Annotated in this window: 11 protein-coding genes, 2 tRNA genes and 3 rRNA genes; 8 read left to right on the top strand and 8 right to left on the bottom strand. The window is 45.2% G+C overall.

Going from position 1 to position 22374, the window contains the following annotated elements; all coding sequences use genetic code 11:
* Positions 1-38: 38 nt before the first annotated feature.
* Together AC6H1S_RS13085 and AC6H1S_RS13080 are read right to left on the bottom strand one after the other, a co-directional pair.
* A complete protein-coding gene (locus AC6H1S_RS13085) occupies positions 39-365 on the bottom strand; it encodes a DNA-directed RNA polymerase subunit omega (RefSeq protein WP_199140834.1) in 327 nt (108 codons plus the stop codon).
* The gene (locus tag AC6H1S_RS13080) at positions 365-1300 is read right to left on the bottom strand and encodes an outer membrane protein assembly factor BamD (RefSeq protein WP_199140833.1); all 936 of its coding nucleotides are present in this window, start codon (positions 1298-1300) and stop codon (positions 365-367) included. The genes AC6H1S_RS13085 and AC6H1S_RS13080 overlap by 1 nt, the downstream gene beginning before the upstream one ends.
* 1284 nt (positions 1301-2584) lie before the next feature.
* On the opposite strand from AC6H1S_RS13080, the gene AC6H1S_RS13075 reads away from it, so the two are divergent.
* The 7 genes from AC6H1S_RS13075 to AC6H1S_RS13045 all read left to right on the top strand — a co-directional run bounded on the left by AC6H1S_RS13075 (position 2585) and on the right by AC6H1S_RS13045 (position 11159).
* A 16S ribosomal RNA gene (locus tag AC6H1S_RS13075) occupies positions 2585-4106 on the top strand.
* Positions 4107-4307: 201 nt separating this feature from the next.
* Positions 4308-4382, top strand: a tRNA-Ile gene (locus AC6H1S_RS13070).
* Between the two features lie 21 nt (positions 4383-4403).
* A tRNA-Ala gene (locus tag AC6H1S_RS13065) sits at positions 4404-4480 on the top strand.
* A 180-nt stretch (positions 4481-4660) separates the two neighbouring features.
* Positions 4661-7535, top strand: a 23S ribosomal RNA gene (locus AC6H1S_RS13060).
* Positions 7536-7618: 83 nt separating this feature from the next.
* Positions 7619-7730 (top strand): 5S ribosomal RNA (rrf, locus tag AC6H1S_RS13055).
* The 16S, 23S and 5S rRNA genes sit together here with 2 tRNA genes alongside, the layout of an rRNA operon.
* Positions 7731-7900: 170 nt before the next feature.
* On the top strand, positions 7901-8881 hold the full coding sequence (locus tag AC6H1S_RS13050; RefSeq protein ID WP_497563898.1) for an acyl-ACP desaturase: 981 nt from the start codon (positions 7901-7903) through the stop codon (positions 8879-8881).
* A gap of 187 nt (positions 8882-9068) precedes the next feature.
* Positions 9069-11159 carry a glycoside hydrolase family 20 protein gene (locus tag AC6H1S_RS13045; RefSeq protein WP_497563897.1) on the top strand — a complete coding sequence of 697 codons (2091 nt, stop codon included), beginning with the start codon at positions 9069-9071 and terminating at the stop codon, positions 11157-11159.
* 45 nt (positions 11160-11204) lie between these two features.
* Here the strand turns inward: AC6H1S_RS13045 and AC6H1S_RS13040 are convergent, their stop codons facing one another.
* Positions 11205-11948: a 3-keto-disaccharide hydrolase gene (locus AC6H1S_RS13040; protein ID WP_233166046.1), complete on the bottom strand. Its 744-nt coding sequence runs from the start codon at positions 11946-11948 to the stop codon at positions 11205-11207.
* A 39-nt stretch (positions 11949-11987) separates the two neighbouring features.
* Entirely contained in the window at positions 11988-13358 is a 1371-nt protein-coding gene (locus tag AC6H1S_RS13035; protein ID WP_497563896.1) for a Gfo/Idh/MocA family protein, read from the bottom strand.
* 232 nt (positions 13359-13590) lie between these two features.
* Here AC6H1S_RS13035 and AC6H1S_RS13030 point away from each other — a divergent pair, with 232 nt between their 5' ends.
* Entirely contained in the window at positions 13591-14850 is a 1260-nt protein-coding gene (locus AC6H1S_RS13030; RefSeq protein WP_497563895.1) for an ROK family transcriptional regulator, read from the top strand.
* Here AC6H1S_RS13030 and AC6H1S_RS13025 read toward each other — a convergent pair whose 3' ends face one another.
* The 4 genes from AC6H1S_RS13025 to AC6H1S_RS13010 form a co-directional block, all read right to left on the bottom strand.
* The gene (locus AC6H1S_RS13025) at positions 14851-15741 is read right to left on the bottom strand and encodes an MBL fold metallo-hydrolase (protein ID WP_497563894.1); all 891 of its coding nucleotides are present in this window, start codon (positions 15739-15741) and stop codon (positions 14851-14853) included. It lies immediately after the preceding gene.
* Positions 15742-15783: 42 nt separating this feature from the next.
* Complete coding sequence (locus AC6H1S_RS13020; protein ID WP_497563893.1) at positions 15784-19152, bottom strand: methylmalonyl-CoA mutase family protein; 3369 nt, start codon at positions 19150-19152, stop codon at positions 15784-15786.
* A gap of 133 nt (positions 19153-19285) precedes the next feature.
* A complete protein-coding gene (pafA, locus tag AC6H1S_RS13015) occupies positions 19286-20953 on the bottom strand; it encodes an alkaline phosphatase PafA (RefSeq protein ID WP_497563892.1) in 1668 nt (555 codons plus the stop codon).
* A 78-nt stretch (positions 20954-21031) separates the two neighbouring features.
* A complete protein-coding gene (locus tag AC6H1S_RS13010) occupies positions 21032-22318 on the bottom strand; it encodes a bifunctional folylpolyglutamate synthase/dihydrofolate synthase (RefSeq protein ID WP_497563891.1) in 1287 nt (428 codons plus the stop codon).
* Between the last annotated feature and the right edge of the window lie 56 nt (positions 22319-22374).

The following is a 22374-nucleotide window of genomic DNA, read 5'->3' as shown; positions in this document are numbered from 1 at the left end:
TTGTGCAATTACAAGGTGCAAGTTACGCAAAGCCTTTATTATTTTTGCTCTTTTGAGGGATTTCTGTGGTAAACTTTACCATTCAAGAACTCGTCGATGGCAATCAAAGTAGGTTTAGGCAAACGCTCATAGTGCTTGCTGATTTCGATCTGCTCCCTGTTCTCGAAAATTTCTTCCAAATTATCGTTAGACGAAGCGAACTCGGCCAATTTGCCGTGAAGCTCTTCTTTCATATTGTTAGAAATCTGATTAGCCCTTTTAGAAATAACCACTAAAGACTCATAGATGTTATCTGTAGCCCTGTCTAAATCGTGCACATTTCTTGTTACCGTTGTGTTCGGTATGGCCGGTTTTGGTGTATTCATTATGATTTGTTTTTAATATCGATTTTATTTGTTGTACTGTCTTTGCGTTTTTCGCTTTTCTTTTCTAATGCCTGATACTTGGCAATTTCGGCAGCCTGCTCGGCGAGGGCTTTTTTGGCGCTTACAATACCGGCTTCGCTATCGTCTTTCAGCTGTTTGGCCTCTTTGGCGTATTTGCTGTTCGGGTAAGCTTCTATAAATTCGTTATAGTAGCCTATTGCTTCGTTAAAACGGTCTTCCTGTCTGTTCGGATAACTATTTTTTGCATACATGTATTGCGATTTTACGATGAGCAAATTCATTTCTTCGGCAAATTTAATGTCGGGAAACTCAATCTGCGCATTTTTTAGGGCAACCACCGCCGATTTGTAATTGGTAATATCATAGCCACCCAATTCGTAATACATCTTGGCATTGTCAAAAGCCTTGGTTTCTAGCTTGTTGCGCAGGTTGGCAATGTATTGCGCCGCTTGTACCGCGCGGTCGCTTTTAGGATATAAGTTGATGAACAATTGCAAAGCGTCTATGGCCTTATAGGTATTTTCCTGGTCTAACGACGATTTAGGAGAATCCAAATAGTAGCAATAAGCACCCATATAGCGACATTCTTCGGCATTTTTGCTGGCAGGATAAGTATCTGCAAATTCCTTGAACTTGTAACGCGCCGTGGTATAGTCTTTCAGGCGGTACAGTGTAAAAGCATAATAATAATTCAGGTCTTCTGCTTCTGCGGTGCCTCTGTATTTTTGGGCCAGCCCCTCAAACAGAATGAGCGCTTTAGAATAGTCCTTTTTGTTATAGAGCCTAATCCCTTCCTGGTATTTTCGGCCCACATCGTTGCTTAAGCGCAATTTTTCGAAACTGCTTTTGCAACCGGAGGTACCTAATAAAAGGGCAGTGAAACTTAAAATGAGTAGGTGTTTAATTTTAAACATTTTGCAAAGATAATCAATAATATAAATAACGTCAATAAAAAACAAATCTGCGCTAAGCTATACAAAGGAAACAGCATGCTGAAATGCTTAACAAATTTTAACATTTGCGATAAAAAACTGGCTGCGTTGTTGCGAACCGGTTAGCTTGGGTTTGGAAAATACGGTCATTGCTTATGGTCAATGGAGACTTTCTGCAGCGTATCAAAACAGTAGGGTGGGATATGAAACCGGTCGGGCCTCAAGTGTTGCTGCCTAGTTTTATAATAAGTTATAGGTCGGTTCATGACAAAGTGGCTGCAGTTTGAAGTCTTGTACGTATATCATTACATCACTATTATGTATTATATATATGTAGCAACCGGCTAGCCTGTCACATCGAATAAATTAGAGACAGCAGGCTTGGTTAAACCATGCCAGGATAGTTTAATCGTGTGGCGTATATGATTTAGAGTGGAGCCACGTATGGCAGTCTGATCAGGAATAGGCGAAAAACGGATATGGCAGCAGCTAAACAGGGCCTTATTGGTTGACTTACTTCCTGTGATGTATGGGGTTTGGCAGAGGATCGTATTAACTAAAAAGCCTTTTTGAAGTCAATTAGGCAGCAATATATAGCAAGATGTTAAATTTTTGTGCAACATTTACAGCGAGTTAGCAATTAGTTGCCGCTATTTACTTTAAATTGTTTTGCAAAAACGAAAAAGCTTTCTACTTTTGCATCCCGCTTCGGAAGGAAGGGGACACGGTGAAAGGTTAGAACAAAGGGATAAAGAGCGAGAGAATAACCCCAGCCATTGAATAGCAGAAAGGGAAAATAAATTTTAAAATTTATTTTCGGGAAACGAAAAAGTTTTCTACCTTTGCAACCCGCTTCGGAAGGAACGGAAAACCCGGAAGGGGAGTTTGAAAGGCAGAAAGGGAAAAGAAAAAAAATAAAATTTTTTTCTTGGAAATCAAAAAGAAGTTTCTACCTTTGCAATCCCAAACGAAACGGGAGCTTAATTACGGATGTAACGAAAGCATAAACAAGATTGAAATAAGCGAGAAGAATTGAGGAACATGAAGACCGATAGGAAGCAAGCTTAAAGATATAAAATGACTGCCGAGAGGTTAAGTCGAGAAGTTCTTAAAAGAGATATCAAATGTAGCGCAAGCGAGGTATAAAAGTACTAATCAAAGTACATGATACAAGTAGCTTGAATTTTAAGTCTAAATCCAACAGACAAATTTTATTAACAAAGACTAGTGTTAACATTAGTTAACTTAGTCAGGAAAACAAACTTTACAATGGAGAGTTTGATCCTGGCTCAGGATGAACGCTAGCGGCAGGCCTAATACATGCAAGTCGAGGGGTATGGCGGTGCTTGCACTGCCAGAGACCGGCGCACGGGTGCGTAACGCGTATGCAACCTACCTTGATCAGGGGGATAGCCCGGAGAAATCCGGATTAACACCGCATGAAGACACAGTTCCGCATGGAGCAATGTCCAAACATTTATGGGATCAAGATGGGCATGCGTGCCATTAGCTAGTTGGCGGGGTAACGGCCCACCAAGGCGACGATGGCTAGGGGATCTGAGAGGATGGCCCCCCACACTGGTACTGAGACACGGACCAGACTCCTACGGGAGGCAGCAGTAAGGAATATTGGTCAATGGGCGCAAGCCTGAACCAGCCATGCCGCGTGCAGGAAGACGGCCCTCCGGGTTGTAAACTGCTTTTATACCGGAATAAACCTTCCTACGTGTAGGAAGCTGAATGTACGGTAGGAATAAGGATCGGCTAACTCCGTGCCAGCAGCCGCGGTAATACGGAGGATCCGAGCGTTATCCGGATTTATTGGGTTTAAAGGGTGCGTAGGCGGCCTGTTAAGTCAGGGGTGAAAGACGGTGGCTCAACCATCGCAGTGCCCTTGATACTGACGGGCTTGAATCAACTAGAGGCAGGCGGAATGTGACAAGTAGCGGTGAAATGCATAGATATGTCACAGAACACCGATTGCGAAGGCAGCTTGCTATGGTTGTATTGACGCTGAGGCACGAAAGCGTGGGGATCAAACAGGATTAGATACCCTGGTAGTCCACGCCCTAAACGATGAACACTCGCTGTTGGCGATACACGGTCAGCGGCTAAGCGAAAGCGTTAAGTGTTCCACCTGGGGAGTACGCCCGCAAGGGTGAAACTCAAAGGAATTGACGGGGGCCCGCACAAGCGGAGGAGCATGTGGTTTAATTCGATGATACGCGAGGAACCTTACCCGGGCTTGAAAGTTAGTGAATGTTCCAGAGATGGGACAGTGAGCAATCACACGAAACTAGGTGCTGCATGGCTGTCGTCAGCTCGTGCCGTGAGGTGTTGGGTTAAGTCCCGCAACGAGCGCAACCCCTATGTCTAGTTGCCAGCATGTAAAGGTGGGGACTCTAGACAGACTGCCTGTGCAAACAGAGAGGAAGGAGGGGACGACGTCAAGTCATCATGGCCCTTACGTCCGGGGCTACACACGTGCTACAATGGTCGGTACAGAGGGCAGCTATCCAGCAATGGAATGCCAATCTCAAAAAGCCGATCACAGTTCGGATAGAGGTCTGCAACTCGACCTCTTGAAGTTGGATTCGCTAGTAATCGCGTATCAGCAATGACGCGGTGAATACGTTCCCGGGCCTTGTACACACCGCCCGTCAAGCCATGGAAGCTGGGGGTACCTAAAGTACGTAGCCGCAAGGAGCGTCCTAGGGTAAAACCGGTAACTGGGGCTAAGTCGTAACAAGGTAGCCGTACCGGAAGGTGCGGCTGGAATACCTCCTTTCTGGAGTAGATTGGACTACTCGCTGCGCAACATGATATTCTCTATTAATTAAAAAGAAACAAAAGAAACACCAGAAAATTAACCTGACGTTTTGTAAGCTATCCAGGTAGCACGGAACGGTAAAGTTATTGTGTAGAAGTTAGGCAGTAGCAGTAATATACTATATACTACTGTATAATTGTCTAAACTTAACCAAACCATAGTCCCGTAGCTCAGCCTGGTTAGAGCACTACACTGATAATGTAGGGGTCTCCAGTTCAAATCTGGACGGGACTACAGCGCCTGGGTTGTTTTTTTGGGGGATTAGCTCAGCTGGCTAGAGCGCCTGCCTTGCACGCAGGAAGTCAACGGTTCGACTCCGTTATTCTCCACCACCACCGGTGCCTGTTACAGAAGGCATGTTTATAATAGGGGCTTTGGCCTCCGGGAGAGAAAAGTTCTTTGACATATTGGAAGAAGTTAAAACAAGAAGAGCACACAGCAGTGCGGACGCGTTCTTTTGGACGCGCGAGCACGCAACAGCACGCATGCCGGCGCAAAAGGCGGCATAGCGGAAGAAAGTAATAAAGGGTATACGGGGGATGCCTTGGCTCTCAGAGGCGATGAAGGACGTGATAAGCTGCGATAAGCCCTGGGGATCAGCAAATATGACTTGATCCGGGGATTTCCGAATGGGGGAACCCGCCATGCTGAAGGCATGGCACGATAAGAGCAAACCCGCCGAACTGAAACATCTAAGTAGGCGGAGGAGAAGAAAATAACAATGATTTCCTGAGTAGTGGCGAGCGAAAGGGAAAGAGCCCAAACCATTCCCGTTACGGCGGGCGTGGGGTTGTAGGACTGCGATGTGGCACGGCAAAGTGAACTGGAACGGGATGGGAAGCCCGGCGATACAAGGTGATAGCCCTGTACAGGAAAGCAATGTCGGCCTAGCAGCATCCTGAGTACCGCGAGGTCGGAGACGCCTTGTGGGAACCAGCCGGCACCATCCGGTAAGGCTAAATACTCCTGAGAGACCGATAGTGAACCAGTACCGTGAGGGAAAGGTGAAAAGAACCCCGAACAGGGGAGTGAAATAGAACCTGAAACCGTATACCTACAAGCGGTCGGAGCAGACGAGTTCTGTGACGGCGTGCCTTTTGCATAATGAGCCTACGAGTTACTCTTCACTGGCAAGGTTAAGTGCTTATGGCACGGATCCGAAGCGAAAGCGAGTCTGAACAGGGCGCACAGTCAGTGGAGGTAGACGCGAAACCTTGTGATCTACCCATGGACAGGTTGAAGGTGCGGTAACACGTACTGGAGGACCGAACCGATAAGCGTTGAAAAGCTTCCGGATGATCTGTGGGTAGGGGTGAAAGGCTAATCAAACTGGGAAATAGCTCGTACTCCCCGAAATGTTTTTAGGAACAGCGTCGTGGCAGAGTTAGATAGAGGTAGAGCTACTGATTGGGTGCGGGGGAGTCAAATCCTACCAAATCCAGACAAACTCCGAATGCTATCTAATATACACGGCAGTGAGGCGCGGGGTGCTAAGGTCACGCGCCGAGAGGGAAAGAACCCAGACCATCAGCTAAGGTCCCCAAGTTGCAGTTAAGTTGAACTAACGAGGTGCGATTGCACAGACAGCTAGGATGTTGGCTTGGAAGCAGCCATTCATTTAAAGAGTGCGTAACAGCTCACTAGTCGAGCGATCGTGCATGGATAATAAACGGGCATCAAACTGCGCACCGAAGCTATGGGATTGAAATATATCGGTAGGGGAGCATTCCAGCGGCTGCGAAGCCATACGCGTCAGCGGTGGTGGAGCTTCTGGAAAAGCAAATGTAGGCATAAGTAACGATAAGGCGGGAGAGAAACCCGCCCACCGAAAGGATAAGGTTTCCTGATCAACGCTAATCGGATCAGGGTTAGTCGGGGCCTAAGGCGTACCCGAAGGGGGAAGCCGATGGACAACGGTTTAATATTACCGTACTCTTTGTAGATGCGATGTGGGGACGGAGTAGTGACACTGCCGCGAACTGACGGAATAGTTCGTTGAAGGCCGTAGGTATAGGAATTCCAGGCAAATCCGGATTTCCTGCCGAAAGCCGATAGTACGCAGAACCTTCGGGGGATGCGATAGCGCAGGTAATCAGACTTCCAAGAAAAACCGCTAAGCTCCAGTCTGCAAAGACCCGTACCGCAAACCGACACAGGTATCCGGGAAGAGGATTCTAAGGTGCTCGAGTGAATCATGGCTAAGGAACTCGGCAAAATGGCCCTGTAACTTCGGGAGAAGGGGCGCTGGCAGCAATGCCAGCCGCAGTGAAAAGGCCCAGGCGACTGTTTAACAAAAACACATGGCTTTGCAAAATCGAAAGATGAGGTATAAGGCCTGACACCTGCCCGGTGCTGGAAGGTTAAGAGGGGATGTCAGTCGCAAGGCGAAGCATTGAATCGAAGCCCCAGTAAACGGCGGCCGTAACTATAACGGTCCTAAGGTAGCGAAATTCCTTGTCGGGTAAGTTCCGACCTGCACGAATGGTGTAACGATCTGGGCGCTGTCTCAGCCATGAGCTCGGTGAAATTGTGGTCCCGGTGAAGACGCCGGGTACCCGCAACGGGACGGAAAGACCCCATGCACCTTCACTACAGTTTAACATTGACATTGGGTACAGGATGTGTAGGATAGGTGGGAGGCTTTGAAGCGGGCGCGCCAGCGTTCGTGGAGCCAACGTTGAAATACCACCCTTTCTGTATTCGGTGTCTAACCCCGCCCAGCGGGGGACATTGTTTGACGGGTAGTTTGACTGGGGTGGTCGCCTCCAAAAAGGTAACGGAGGCTTTCAAAGGTAAGCTCAGTACGCTTGGTAACCGTACGGGGAGTGCAATAGCATAAGCTTGCTTGACTGTGAGGCAAACAGGCCGATCAGGGTCGAAAGACGGATATAGTGATCCGGTGGTTCTGCATGGAAGGGCCATCGCTCAAAGGATAAAAGGTACGCTGGGGATAACAGGCTGATCTCCCCCAAGAGCTCATATCGACGGGGAGGTTTGGCACCTCGATGTCGGCTCGTCACATCCTGGGGCTGGAGAAGGTCCCAAGGGTTCGGCTGTTCGCCGATTAAAGTGGCACGCGAGCTGGGTTCAGAACGTCGCGAGACAGTTCGGTCCCTATCTGTTGTGGGCGTAGGAATCTTGAGTGGGGCTGACCTTAGTACGAGAGGACCGGGTTGGACCAGCCTCTAGTGAATCTGTTGTTCCGCCAGGGGCATTGCAGAGTAGCTACGCTGGGAATAGATAAGCGCTGAAAGCATCTAAGTGCGAAACTAGCCACGAGATGAGGGTTCCATACAGGACCGTAGGAGACTACTACGTTGATAGGCTACAGATGTAAAGGTGGCGACACCACAGTCGAGTAGTACTAATAGTCCGAGGCTTTCAGGAGCAGGAACGCTGGGTGCTCTTCTGAACTAACTTCTTTCAATAATATGTCATTGCCTGCGCCCTGGCGCACGCAATAAAGATATTCAGGTGCCTATATCGGCGGTGTCCACCTCTTCCCATTCCGAACAGAGAAGTTAAGCCCGCCTGAGCCGATGGTACTGCGGTAACACGTGGGAGAGTAGGTCGGCGCCAAATTTTAAAGCAGGGGCCATCCAAAAGGATGGCCCTTTGTCGTTTACAGAATTTTTAAGACACAATTACCCACCGTTTTGTTCAGAACTTTTACATAAAGACCTGTTTTAATTGCAAATAAACTAAGGCTAAGCAAAGCATTATGCGTATCTTTGCACTCTAATTTAAGTATAATGAATATCAACTTTGGATCGAGAAGGGAAGTAATGAAGCATATCGAAAAATATATGCTTGAAAAAATGCCCGAATACCTTAAACCTATAGATGATATCTGGCAACCATCTGATTTTTTGCCCGATGCAAGTAGGGAAGATTTCTTTGCCAAGGTAAAAGACCTACAACAAAGCGCTAACGAACTTTCTTACGACCTGGTAGCTGTTTTAATCGGCGATACCATTACCGAAGAAGCACTACCGACTTACGAATCGTGGCTAACTACGGTAGATGATGTTTCTAGAGACGAAGAAGGCGGCTGGATGAAATGGACCAGACATTGGACTGCCGAAGAAAACAGGCACGGCGATCTTTTAAATAAATACTTATACCTTTCTGGCCGTGTAGATATGCGCCAAATGGAAATCTCTACCCAATATCTTATTGCCGATGGCTTTGATATCGGTACTGGAAGAGATCCTTACAGAAACTTTATTTATACCTCTTTTCAGGAGATGGCTACCAATATTTCGCACCGCAGGGTGGCTTCTTTGGCTAAAAAGGATGGAGATGCCCTGTTGTCTAAAATGTGTGGCGTAATTGCTTCCGATGAGGCTAGACATGCCAAAGCCTATAAAGATTTCATCTCTCGCGTGTTTGAAGTTGATGCCAATGAAGCGATGTTGGCTTTTGAAGACATGATGCGCAAGAAAATCGTAATGCCGGCACATTTCCTAAGAGAGATGGGCCTCAAAATCGGCCAAACTTTCGGCCATTTTACCGATGCCGCACAACGCTTGGGTGTATACACTTCTACCGATTACGTAGATATCCTGAAACAGTTGATCGGCGATTGGAAAATCGAGAGCATAAGAGAATTGAATGAAGCCGGCGAAAAGGCTAGGGATTATATCCTTGCTTTGCCTGATAGGCTGCTCAGGGTGGCAGAAAGAATGAAGAACCCAAGCATGGAATACAAATTCAAATGGATTTTAGCATAAAACGAAGCGACTTTAGGGTCGCTTTTTTTATGGCAGGAGCTAGGGCTCTATAAAATGCGGTGTAACATTCTTTTCATCAAATCTTATCAATAGCTAAGCGTGCAGAATGTTTTTTATATTTGGGTTAAACTACAGCTAACCTATGTCTATCCTAAAATCATCCAAAATTGTCTTTTTGACAATAGGGATGGCTATATCTGTTTATAGCTATGCCCAAACTGCAACCAACCCGGTGCCCCATGTTATTCCTGCATTAAGAGACTGGAAGGGTTCTAATGGCCAGTTTCGCTTAAAGAAGCAAGTCAGTATTGTTGTGCAGCCTGTTGCCAAGGCCATGCTGATGCCTTATGTCCAAACCTTTCTGAACGATTTGCGCCTTGCTTTCCCAAAACATCGCTTTGTAATCAAAAATAGCCATCCTGCAAACGGAGATATCTATTTCAGCTTGAAGGCCGATAGCTCGATTAAAAAAGAAGGCTATATTTTGAAAATTGGAGACCGGATTGATATCGAAGCGCTTGAACCAAAAGGCGCATTTTGGGCTACGCGAACAATTTTGCAAATGCTGGAACAGGATCAGCAACAGGCCAATCTGCCTAAAGGCATTGCAATCGATTATCCGCAGTTTGCCGTACGGGGCTTCGTATTGGATGTAGGCCGAAAGTTTTTTAGCCTGCAGTTTCTGCGCGATTATGTAAAGCTGATGGCTTATTATAAGCTGAATGACTTTCAGATACACCTGAACGACAACGGTTTTAAACAGTTCTTTAACAACGACTGGAACAAAACCTACTCGGCATTCCGTTTGGAAAACGAAACTTATCCCAATTTAACGGCGAAAGACGGGAGTTACAGCAAGAAGGAATTTATCGAATTGCAACAGTTGGCCACAGCTTATGGCGTAAAAATCATTCCCGAAATCGATGTGCCAGCCCATTCCTTGTCCTTTGTAAAGGCAGTGCCCGAAATCGGGAGCAAGAAATATGGGATGGATCACCTCGACATCAACAATCCGAAAACGAAGGAAGTGATTAACAATGTGTTTAAGGAATACCTAAGTGGACCTCATCCGGTTTTTATTGGTGATGAAGTGCATATTGGTACCGACGAATATGCCAAGGCCGAAGCAGAAAAATTCAGGGAATTTACAGACGATTACATAAAGTATGTGGAAGGTTTTGGTAAAAAGGTAAGGCTCTGGGGGGCGTTAACACATGCCAAGGGCAGTACGCCGGTTAAGGTGAAAGATGTTACCATGAATGTATGGTACAATGGCTATGCCGATCCCAAAGAGATGATCGATCTGGGCTACAACGTGATCAGTACCCCCGATGGCTGGCTTTACATCGTGCCCAAAGCCGGTTATTACTACGATTACCTGAACCTCAGGAAAATCTATAACGAATGGACGCCAAACGTAATTGGCAACCAAACTTTTGATGAAAACCATCCTCAAATTAAGGGGGGATCCTTTGCCGTTTGGAACGATCATGTAGGCAACGGAATTACCGAAAAAGATGTGCACGACCGTGCCTTTCCGGCTGTCCAGGTATTGGCGCAGAAGATGTGGGATGGCACGGCAGCCACAAAACTGCTGAGCTATGACGAGTTTGCCAAATACAGCAAAAGCCTGGGCGAAGGACCAGGACTTAACATGCGAGGCCAAATTGTTGGAAAAGACAGCCTGGTATTGCACTATAATTTTAATGCTAAAAAGTTTGTGGATGCAAGCGCAGATGAGCGTAGTGGAACCATAGTCCAAAATGTGGGAACTGCTCAAACGGAAGGGCATCAATCGGCCTTTTTTAAAGGTGGCGATAGCTTTGTTCAAACACCATTAAAAGGTATTGGCTATGATTATACGGTTTCCTTTTGGATCAACCCTGATCAAAGCAATGCAGCTGATGCCGTTTTGTTCTCTTCGACTGACGCAGTAGTGAAGCTAAAGCAACAACAGACCAATAAACTGGGATTTTCTAGAGAGAATTACCATTATAATTTTAACTACAGTGTGCCAGCAGATACATGGACACACATTACCATTACAGGCAATAATAAAGGTACCAGTTTGTACGTGAATGGTACTTTGGTTGAGCGTTTGGAAGGGGCTATGCAAGAGTTTAGCAATACCAAGGATAAAATTGCCAAGGTACAGACCCTGTTTTTTCCGTTGCAATATATCGGAGCTCCTCAAGGTAGTTTTAAGGGCTATATGGACGATTTAAAGGTATATAATAAGCTTTTATCTGCAGAAGAAATCAAGAAGCTGGCACTTTAAAGTGTTTAACTAAAAAGGGATGGTTGATGGCCATCCCTTCTTGTTTTATTTTAGTTCCCTGATTCTGATATTTTTAAACCAGGCTTTAGCAGCATGGTCTTGAAATACGATTTTGCCAGTTTTGGCGCTGCCATAATCGGGATAATCTTTCCATTTGCCTTCTTTTTTCTTTTTCTCCCAATCGCTGGTCCAGGCTTGAAATTCTACGATTTTTTTGCCATTTAACCAATGTTCTACATGGCCTTTGTTAAATACAATGCGGCTGCTGTTCCATTCGCCAATAGGTTTAAGCACTTTTTGGCTGTTATTGGTAAGGTTCATGGCATAATCAGCGCCTGTTTTTTGCCATTCTTCTAATTTGCTTGGAAAGCCTATGTCATCAATTAATTGATATTCTGGACCAGTTTCGTATGGACCCTTGTATTTGGCCTGCTCAACTACATGGTACATTACCCCGCTATTGCCGCCTTTTCCTAATTTCCATTCCCATTCCAGCTCAAAGTTATCGTAGTCTTTATCGGTGGCCAAATCACCTCCGGTATCGTGTGCGGCTGCGCCTAAGCATATCAGGCTGCCATCTTCAACAATCCAATTGCCTACTTTTTTATCGCCTTTATTATAGCCATGCCATCCGGTTAGGCTTTTGCCATCAAAAAGTTTTACCCATTTACCTGCCGGGGTACTGATATTGGTTGCTGTTGTTTTGCGCACGGTGTTTGTTTCTGAAACGGAGGCATAGGTCAGGAAAGCTCCTGCCAAGGCCATGGTTAATACATACGTTGTTTTCATCTGTTAATAGTTTTATTTTTATTGGTGATGGTTCGTCGCTTATTTTTTCTTGATTTGCATTTTTTCTGGATCCCAGAATATAGGTGTTTCTTTAAAGTAGCTGTCGTTGCACAATAGGGCAGGTGCCGCTGCACGGTAGCCAAATATGGCATCTTCAACTACATTTCCCTTGGTGCGTATCGCATTGAAAAAGTTTACAAAATGATCGTAAGGACCTCCTTTGTAGCCTTCTTCGGCCGCATATTTTGTAATTTGCGGAGGTAGTATCTGCTTGCGTTGCGAAATAGCCTTTCCTTGTTTTTTCATTTGTTCGATGAAAAAGGGATCATCTGAAACAATCTCTTTGTTTCTTTTTACGGTTACATCATCCCAAGTTACATCCATGGAGCCCTCGCTGCCTACTAATTTAAGGTAGGTGTTGCCACTGGTACCATCAATGAAGTTACAACGTAACGACAGGTTAAATGCCGGATGGCTCTGCTGTTGAGCATAATCAAAAGCGCCCAATTGCATATCGGGAACCTCTCTTCCATCCTTCCAATAGCGCAAACCGCCAGTTGAATAGATTTTCTCTGGCCCCATTGACCCAGTGATGAAGTGAAGGCTAGAGAACAAGTGTACATATAAATCGCCCGACATGCCCGTGCCATAATCACGGTAATTTCTCCATCTAAAAAAGCGTTTGGCGTCAAACGGACGTTTATTGGTGTTGCTGATATAAGCTTCCCAATCAACAGTTTGTGGAGAGGCATCGGCTGGAATGTTATATTGCCAAGCGCCAATTGGCGAGAATCTGGCCCAAAAACCTTCGGCATAGTTGAGCGTGCCGATGGCTCCTGACTCTAAAAGCTGTTTGGCCTTCTCATTGCCTAATGACGATACGCCCTGGCTACCTACCTGAAAAACCATGCCAGTTTCTTTTTGGGCTTTAATCACATCGTGGCCTTCGTCTATGGAGTGTACCATTGGTTTTTCACAATACACATGTTTGCCAGCTCGCATGGCATCGATAGAAATTTGTTTGTGCCAATGGTCGGGAGTGCCAACAATAACGGCATCCACATCTTTGCGATTAAGAATTTCTTTGTAGTTGCGCGTAGTAAAGATATCATTTCCCCACATTTTTTTGGCATCCTGTAACCTGCCATCATATAAATCGCAAACGGCAACCAGCTTTACACCAGGTACTTCTAATGCGGTTTTGGTATCCGAAACGCCCATGCCTCCAGCACCAATTAAGGCAATTTGGATGTTGTCGTTAGCAGAAAATTGCGAAGAACGCTTGAGATAGGTAAAAGGAGCAGAAAAATTATCTGCAGCCAGAACAGAGGAACCTGTAGCCAGCACAGCAGAGGTGGTAGCCAGCTTTTTGATAAAACTTCTACGCGAGGATTCAGAAGGTGTTTTCATTTTTTTTAATTGGTTAGCTTGTTAAGTAAACGATATCAATTTTCTTCTATACCGCCCTATGATTTCTGAAAAAAATGCAGAAACAACCCAAAACCATTAACATCGTTTGATGAATATAGCTATATTTTTATTTGTTAACTGTAACGAAAATCAATTTTTTTATTGAAATATTTTAGTTTAATAAAATTTTTATATAACTATGAGATAATTATATGATAACTTAATAAACAAGATGAATCTTTCCTTATTAAATAATATAATCTTAGCAGAGAATAGCAGTGACAAACACCTTAGTCATAAGTACAAAATTCTAAAACATCTTTTTAGTACTGGGCCTTCTTCTATTTCGGCATTATGCGAAGCGGTAGGTATAAGTACGCCAAGTATGTTGAAGCTTTTGGCAGATCTGGTAAGCATAGGATGGATTGAAAAAAGCGGTACTGGAGCATCTATTGGCGGCAGGAGACCAGATTTATATGCCTTAAGAGATGAAAGAGCGCTGATCATTTGTGTAGATATTGAGTTATTCAGTACCAAAATTGCCGTTCTGGATAACAACTGTAACTTCATTTCGGAGGTTAAAACGGTTTCCTTGCCTATTTCTAAGAACAGAAGCGATTTTTTTTCTGTGCTGGTACCGCTATTGCAGGAATCGATCGAATCTGTTCCTGCCTTCAAAAGCAAAATCATTGGTTGCTATGTGGGCATGCCGGGATTGGTAAACACCGAAAAAGGCGAAAATTATAGTTATCTGATAGATGATCATGGAAACAGCTCGTTGGCCGAAGCCTTTGAAAAAGCCCTTAGTTTGCCTGTGATTGTGCAAAATGACATGGCAGGATCGACTATTGCCGAGTTTCGACATGGATTGGCCAAAGGGAAGAAAAATACCCTGGTTTTGCTGATGGATTGGGGTGTTGGATTGGGAATTATTATGGATGGCAAGCTGAGAAGGGGCGCTACGGGATTTTCTGGCGAATTTGGGCATATTCCTTTTGTGGAGAATGGTGCCTTATGTTATTGTGGCAAGCATGGTTGCTTAGAAACCATTGCCTCGGGAAATGCCTTGTCAAAAACAGCACGTGAAGGTCTTTTGTTGGGCGAAAAATCGATGCTGAACGAGTTATCGAAAGAAGAACTGGAAAGAATTGAACCCGAAGCCATTATCAACGCGGCAAATCGGGGCGATCAATATGCCATCAGGTTATTGTCGAGCATTGGCGCAAATATGGGGAAAGGAATATCGATCCTGATCCAGTTATTTAATTCAGAACTCATTGTGCTGACGGGTAAAATTGCAAAGGCTAAACAATATATTACCTTACCGATGCAACAATCTATCAATACGTACTGCATGACGCAGATTAGGGAAGAAGTAACGATAGAAAGTTCTGTACTTGGCGAAAACTCAAGACTTTTGGGCTATGCCACCGACGGAATAGACCGCTTTCTGGAGGCTTATTTGATTAAAGCCAAGAAACTAAAGAAATAGTTACCATATTTGATTTTCTAATGCAAAATTAAAACCTGCTTGGTTTAATTTCTTGCCAGTAGCCTTATCCCAAAGCAGGGGATTGGTATGATTAAAGTGAATGAAATAGATTTTTTTCTTCACCGCCGTGGGTTCATTTTTAAATAAATCGACAGTTTCAGTGACCAAGGGATGTGGCACTTCGGCTATAGGCCTGTTGCCCAATTCGGTGTTGGTGTAGAAAGTAGCATCGAGCAGTGCAATATCTACCTGCTTAACCTGGTCGATAATATTTTTGTTCCACTTGCTCCATTTATCGATATCCGGGATGAAAAGATATTGCTTATTGGCGGTAGTGATTTTAAAACCTGCCGTTTCTGAATATTCGTCGCGGTGGGGCACCGTAAAAGCAGTAACGCTGTTGTTTTCGATGTTGAGTGGTTCATCGGTTTTTAAACTGATCAGGTCAATGTTTTTTAGCTTGACCAATTGGCTCCATGGGCCGTTTTGTGTTAAAAAAGCCTTCATTTGAGGAAGGACATAGACCTTTAATCCATTGGTATTCATGGCTTCCCGGCCAAATTCCATCAAACCAGTATAATGGCCAATATGGGCGTGGGTTAAGAAAACGCCTTCGGGCAGATAAGGATATTGGTTTTTGGTTTGATTTTTGAAATTTTGCAGTTGTTGCCTAATGTCGGGCGTAGCTTCGAAGAGCCACCATTTTTTGTGGGCAGGATCAACCAAAGCCAAGGCTACTACGTTGCGTCGCATTTTAGGATTGCTCCAGGCTTGGGTGCAACATGTTTTGGTACAACCCATTTGCGGATAACCTGCATCTTGGGCCACGCCTAATACCAACAAGTAAGAAGTTTTAGGCTCCACGAAGCTAAATGCATTAAGTTTAGCCAATAAAAGGGCTATTGCTAAAATCAGTTTTCGAGGAGCCATCGCTTACATATTTCTTCTGTATTGTCCGCCAACTTCGTAAAGCGCTTTGCTGATCTGTCCCAAAGAACAGGTTTTACACACTTCCATCAATTTTTCGAAGATGTTTTCGCCAGCTATGGCCGCTTTTTGCAATGCTTTGAGGGTATCTTCGGTTTTGGCCGAATTTCTCTCCTGGAAGGCTTTAAGCGCTTCAATCTGGTATTGTTTTTCTTCTTCGGTGGCCCGGATTACTTCGCCTGGTACAATGGTTGGCGAACCGTTTTTGTTCAGGAAAGTATTGACGCCCACAATCGGGAACTCGCCGGTATGCTTCAAGGTTTCATAGTACAAGCTCTCTTCCTGTATTTTTCCCCTTTGGTACATGGTTTCCATAGCGCCCAGTACGCCACCACGGTCGTTAATGCGTTTAAATTCGGCCAGTACGGCTTCTTCTACCAAATCGGTCAAGTCTTCGATGATGAACGAACCTTGCAAAGGATTTTCATTTTTGGCCAGACCTAGCTCACGGTTAATGATCAGCTGGATAGCCATCGCCCTGCGTACCGACTCTTCGGTAGGGGTGGTAATAGCCTCATCGTAAGCATTGGTATGCAACGAGTTGCAGTTGTCGTAAATGGCATAAAGCGCCTGCAGGGTTGTTCTGATATCGTTAAAATCGATCTCTTGGGCATGCAATGAGCGACCAGAAGTTTGAATATGGTATTTTAATTTTTGCGAACGATCGTTGCCTTTGTATTTATTCTTGATGGCTTTGGCCCAAATTCTTCTGGCTACGCGACCAATTACCGAATATTCTGGGTCGATACCGTTACTGAAGAAGAATGAAAGGTTGGGCGCAAAATCGTCGATATGCATGCCACGGCTCAAGTAATACTCCACAAAAGTAAAACCATTACTCAGCGTAAAGGCCAATTGCGAAATCGGGTTGGCTCCCGCTTCAGCAATGTGGTAGCCCGAAATAGAAACCGAGTAGAAGTTGCGTACTTTCTCGTCGATGAAATATTTTTGGATATCGCCCATCATGCGCAGCGCAAATTCGGTAGAGAAGATACAGGTATTTTGCGCTTGGTCTTCTTTTAAAATATCGGCCTGAACGGTTCCGCGAACCGAGCTGATGGCATGTGCCTTGATTTTTTGATAAACGTCGGCAGGCAGCACTTCATCACCGGTTAGTCCCAATAGCATCAGCCCTAAACCGTTGTTGCCTTGTGGCAGTTCGCCTTGGTAAGTTGGGCGTTCAATGCCTTTAGCTTTAAAGATCTGCTTGATTTTTGCTTCAACTTCGGCCTGTAGGTTATTTTCGATAATGTATTTTTCGCATTGCTGATCGATGGCCGCATTCATGAAAAAGCCCAACAGCATAGGTGCAGGCCCATTGATAGTCATGGATACCGAAGTAGAGGGCGCGCAAAGGTCGAAGCCCGAGTAGAGTTTCTTGGCATCGTCTAAAGTAGCGATACTTACACCAGAGTTGCCGATTTTTCCATAAATATCGGGACGAACGTGCGGATCTTCGCCATATAGGGTCACCGAATCGAATGCGGTTGACAAACGATGGGCTGGCTGACCGAGCGAAACATAATGGAAACGCTTATTGGTTCTTTCCGGGCCTCCTTCGCCGGCAAACATCCGGGTTGGGTCTTCGCCCTCGCGTTTAAGCGGGAATACACCTGCTGCATAGGGAAACTCGCCAGGTACGTTTTCGGTGAGCAACCAGCGCAAAATATCGCCCCAATCTTCGTATTTAGGCAAAGATACCTTCGGAATTTTAAGCTTAGAAAGCGATTCGTAGTTTAAGGCCTGCTTAATTTCCTTGTCGCGCACCTTGTACACAAAGAAATCGGCTGCGTATTTTTCTTTTACGCTTGGCCATTGGCGCAATAAGCGTTTGCATTCGCCATCCAATTGTTCGTCGAGATAGCTGTAAGCATCGTTCAAGCCATCGCCAAAGCTGTTGTCGAAATCTTTAGCCATGGCCATTACACCCTGCAACTGGTACAGTTTGCGGGCAATCTGGCATTGCTTAGCTACCCATTCGTTATAAGTTTCGCTGGCTTCGGCAATTTCCGATAGGTAACGGATGCGGTCTGGCGGAATGATATAAATCTTTTCGGATTGGTTGCTGGTCATTTCCATGCCAGCTTTGAAATCGACATTGGTTTTGGCCTTTAAGCGATCCATTAGGGCAACAAACAGGTTGTTCATGCCCGGATCGTTAAATTGCGAAGCCATGGTGCCATAAACCGGAATTTCTTCGTCTTTGGCATCGAAAAGATTATGGTTGCGCTTGTATTGCTTGCGTACGTCGCGCAACGCATCTAAGGCTCCACGTTTGTCGAATTTATTGATGGCTACCAAATCGGCAAAGTCTAACATGTCGATTTTTTCCAATTGCGTAGCGGCGCCAAATTCTGGTGTCATTACATATAAAGAAACATCACAATGCTCGGTAATCTCGGTATCGGATTGGCCAATACCCGAAGTTTCTACGATAATGAGGTCGTAGCCAGCGGCTTTGCAGATGTCGATGCTCTCCTGAACGTTTTTAGACAGGGCCAAGTTGGCTTGGCGCGTAGCCAGCGAGCGCATGTAAACCCTCGGGTTGTTGATGGCGTTCATGCGGATCCTATCGCCCAAAAGTGCACCACCGGTTTTGCGTTTGGAAGGATCTACCGAGATAATGGCCAAGGTTTTGTCTTTTACCTCGATGAGGAAACGTCTTACCAGTTCGTCAACCAAAGACGATTTACCCGAACCGCCGGTACCGGTTATCCCCAATACAGGCGCCTGGTTTTTGCTGGTCAGTTTTTTAAGCTCGTCTACAAACTGTTGTGCACCTTCTGGGTCGTTTTCGGCCACTGTAATCGCCGATGCAATGCTTTTAACCTCTTTTTGAGGAATATGTGTCAATTCGTTGGTAATGGCTTCGGTCGTAATGAAGTCGGTTTGCTCCAGCATGTTGTTGATCATGCCTTGGAGGCCCATTTTACGGCCATCGTCTGGCGAGTAGATCCTGCTGATGCCGTAAGCCTGCAGTTCTTCGATTTCAGATGGCAGGATTACCCCGCCACCGCCACCAAAAATCTTGATATGGCCCGCACCACGCTGTTGCAACAGGTCGTACATGTATTTAAAGTATTCGATATGGCCGCCTTGATAGGAAGTCATGGCAATACCTTGGACATCTTCTTGGATGGCACAATTCACTACTTCTTCTACCGAACGGTTATGACCCAAATGGATTACTTCTGCGCCCGACGACTGCAAAATGCGGCGCATGATGTTAATAGTGGCATCGTGCCCATCGAAAAGAGCTGCAGCGGTTACAAAACGGATTTTATGCTTGGGTTTATAGACTTGAACTTGCTCCATGGAGTATTTTATATTTGGTGAGCAAAGTTAACAAAAACTAGGTATTGAGCATAACCCCCACCGAATAGATACAAACGTTTGACATACAAAAAAGCCCTATCTTTATTGATAGGGCTTTTGAAGGTCATATGGCTTATTGGTGCGTGAGCTCTGTAATTGGCTCGCCTACGCAACCACTTGGCATTTGGATGTGCAGCATGGCGGCTAAGGTTGCCGAAATGTCGGTCATGTAATGGGTTTTGTTGGTTTTGCCTGGTTTTACTTTCCAGCCCATAAATACCAATGGGATGTGAGAATCGTAAGGATACCACGCGCCATGCGTAGTTCCCGTATCGCCACCATCAAACCAGTTTGGCTTCAGGATGAAATAGATATCGCCACTGCGACGGGCATTGTAGCCATTGGTTATTCTTTTTCTGATTTCTTCCGGAATGGTTGAGGTATTCATGATCTGCAGATCGACTGCATCGGCAATAGCCTCTTGTTTTCTCAGGTAATTTACGGTAGCCTGTTTGATTTCGGCAAAGTTTGCTTTTTTCTCGTCAATTACGCTATGGTCGAAATAAACCTCGTTGTTCATGACCGTAATTACGGATTTTTGCAATTTGAACTGGCTAACCATGATGCTATCGATGCCTTTGCGCAATTTAGAGTTGCTAACCAAACCTCCTGGCAATTTGTTCTCTTTCATAAATCCAGGAACGTGCGCTACCGCGTGATCGGCTGATAGGAAGAACAAATAATTGCCTTTGCCCAGGGTTTTGTCCAAATAATTGAAGAAGTCTTCCAGGTCTTTGTCTAAGCGCAAATAGGTATCTTCAATTTCGATAGAGTTTGGACCGAATTGGTGGCCAACGTAATCGGTTGACGAACAGCTGATGGCCAAGAAGTCGGTGTTGCCGGTTTGGCCCAGTTTTTCTTCTTTGATGGCAATTTTCGACAGGTCGAAGGTCATGGTGTTGCCATAAGGCGTGCTCCTGATCAAATCGTAGTTTTTGCCGATGGCATTGTCCAATTTGTGAGGGAAAGCCGAAGTATTTTCGCCCCTGAATTTGCCTTCATAAGGCTTATCGTCGGCCGTACTTTGGATATAAGTAGCAATTGGATATAAAGTATTCCAGTTTTTGGCGTAGAAATCGTTGGCTACTTTTCTTTTGTTGTAATCAGACACCCATGTAGGCAAAGTCTGCATGTAATAGGTGCTGGTAATCCAATCGCCGGTACCGCCATCGTACCAATAGGCTGCATTGGCTGCATGTCCGGCCGGTAGGATAGAGCCCCTGTCTTTTTGCGAAATACCGATTACCTTGCTCCTGAAATTGGTTGCCAGGCGCAACTCGTCGGTAATGGTAGTCACTAACATATTTTTTGGCGACATTTCGCCTGCTCTGGTGGTGCTGCCCACTGTTTTTACGTCTCTGTCTTCCGAGCAGTAAACATCCCGGCCCAGCTCCGGATCGTACCAATTGTTGCCAATGATACCATTAATGGCAGGAACTGAACCTGTATAGATAGAGGTGTGGCCACAGGCGGTGTAGGTTGGCGTATAGGGAATGAAGGTATTTTCGGCCGAAAAACCCTCGTTGATCAGACGTTTAAATCCGCCTTTGCTGTAACGGTCGTAAAAACGGTAAAGGTAGTCCCAGCGCATCTGGTCTATTACGAGGCCCACTACCAGTTTGGGGCGGGCAACGGTTGCCGGATAGTTGGTTGTAGTTGTGCTTGGCTTAGTCCACTTTTGTGCGAAAACCTGCACATTGAGTAATGCTAAGCCCAAAATTAGGGAATATTTGAATTTCATATGAGTTAAGTTATGCCGTAAAAGTAGCAATTGATGTGTGAAGTATGAATGAATTTAAGGTAAATAATGTATCATTTGTTATATCATTTCTGCTACAACAAAGGTACTCCCGCCTACAAATACCAAGTCTTTTGGGCCTGCGTTTTGCTTGGCATCGGCCAGGGCCAGGGCAACGTTGTTATAGGCCTTTCCCTTTAAACCAAACACTGCAGCCTGTTGGGCCAGTTCGTTGGCAGCCAGCGCCCTTTCCAATTGCGGTTGGCAGAAATAATAAATGGCATCTTTTGGCAGTAGTGCCAGTACGCCCGAAATATCTTTGTCTTTTACCATCCCTATAACCAGGTGCAACCTTTGGTGAGGCGTGTTTTTGATATTTTGCATCACTTCGGTAATTCCGGCTTTGTTGTGGCCGGTATCGCAGATAACCAATGGATTTTTGCTGATGGTTTGCCACCTGCCCTGTAAGCCGGTAAGCTTTTTTACGTTTTTTAGCGCTTTGTAAACAGCAGCATCGCTTATGGTATAGCCCTGTTTTCGAAGCTGTATAACGGATTCGATAACATTGAGCACATTTTTGAGCTGATAGGTGCCCGTAAGATCGAGCGCTAATTGGGTAAAGATAACGTTGGCGCCTTCCAGTACATCAATAACCAAGTGCTGACCTTTTTGATGGCTATTGGCTACATGAAGATGAGTATCGGCAAAATAGATAGGTGCATTTTCGGCTGTTGCTTTTTGGATGAAAACAGGTTGGGTTTCAGGGTGGCTTTCGCCGATGACAACCGGAATGTTTTTTTTGATGATCCCTGCTTTTTCGAAAGCAATTTCCGGTAGGGTATCTCCCAAGATATTGGTATGGTCTAAACTGATATTGGTAATGACCGAAAGCTCTGGGGTAATGATATTGGTCGAATCCAGTCGGCCACCCAAGCCCACCTCAATAACAGCAATGTCTACTTGCTCTTGCGCAAAATAATCGAAGGCCATGGCTACGGTTACTTCAAAGAAAGAAGGCTCGATGGTTTCGATCAGTTGCTTTTGGCTTTTTACAAAGGCTTGCACAAAGGCTTTCGAAGCCATTTTGCCATTTACCCGGATACGTTCCCTAAAATCTTTGAGGTGTGGCGAAGTATATAGGCCTGTTTTGTAGCCGGCTTCTTGCAAAACGGCCGCCAGCATGTGCGAGGTAGAACCTTTGCCGTTGGTACCTGCTATATGGAGCGTTTTATATTTGTTTTGCGGATTGTTGAGTGCATTGCATAAAGCAATTGTGTTATGCAGGTCCTTTTTAAAAGCTACAGCGCCAACGCGGGTAAACATGGGCAGTTTGCTGTATAAAAAATCAAGGGTTTTTGGATAGGTCATTGTCTTGCGATGAAGAGCAAAAATAGAAATAATTTCTTTCCAGTTCCTGAAGGGGA

This window comes from Pedobacter sp. TM02, from assembly GCF_059705275.1.
This window is presented reverse-complemented; position numbering and strand designations above follow the sequence as displayed.

Bases quoted from the DNA above. Each gene is read 5' to 3' on its own strand.
- AC6H1S_RS13085 (WP_199140834.1), bottom strand. From the start codon at position 365: ATGAATACACCAAAACCGGCCATACCGAACACAACGGTAACAAGAAAT.
- AC6H1S_RS13080 (WP_199140833.1), bottom strand. From the start codon at position 1,300: ATGTTTAAAATTAAACACCTACTCATTTTAAGTTTCACTGCCCTTTTA.
- AC6H1S_RS13050 (WP_497563898.1), top strand. From the start codon at position 7,901: ATGAATATCAACTTTGGATCGAGAAGGGAAGTAATGAAGCATATCGAA.
- AC6H1S_RS13045 (WP_497563897.1), top strand. From the start codon at position 9,069: ATGGCTATATCTGTTTATAGCTATGCCCAAACTGCAACCAACCCGGTG.
- AC6H1S_RS13040 (WP_233166046.1), bottom strand. From the start codon at position 11,948: ATGAAAACAACGTATGTATTAACCATGGCCTTGGCAGGAGCTTTCCTG.
- AC6H1S_RS13035 (WP_497563896.1), bottom strand. From the start codon at position 13,358: ATGAAAACACCTTCTGAATCCTCGCGTAGAAGTTTTATCAAAAAGCTG.
- AC6H1S_RS13030 (WP_497563895.1), top strand. From the start codon at position 13,591: ATGAATCTTTCCTTATTAAATAATATAATCTTAGCAGAGAATAGCAGT.
- AC6H1S_RS13020 (WP_497563893.1), bottom strand. From the start codon at position 19,152: ATGGAGCAAGTTCAAGTCTATAAACCCAAGCATAAAATCCGTTTTGTA.
- pafA (WP_497563892.1), bottom strand. From the start codon at position 20,953: ATGAAATTCAAATATTCCCTAATTTTGGGCTTAGCATTACTCAATGTG.
- AC6H1S_RS13010 (WP_497563891.1), bottom strand. From the start codon at position 22,318: ATGACCTATCCAAAAACCCTTGATTTTTTATACAGCAAACTGCCCATG.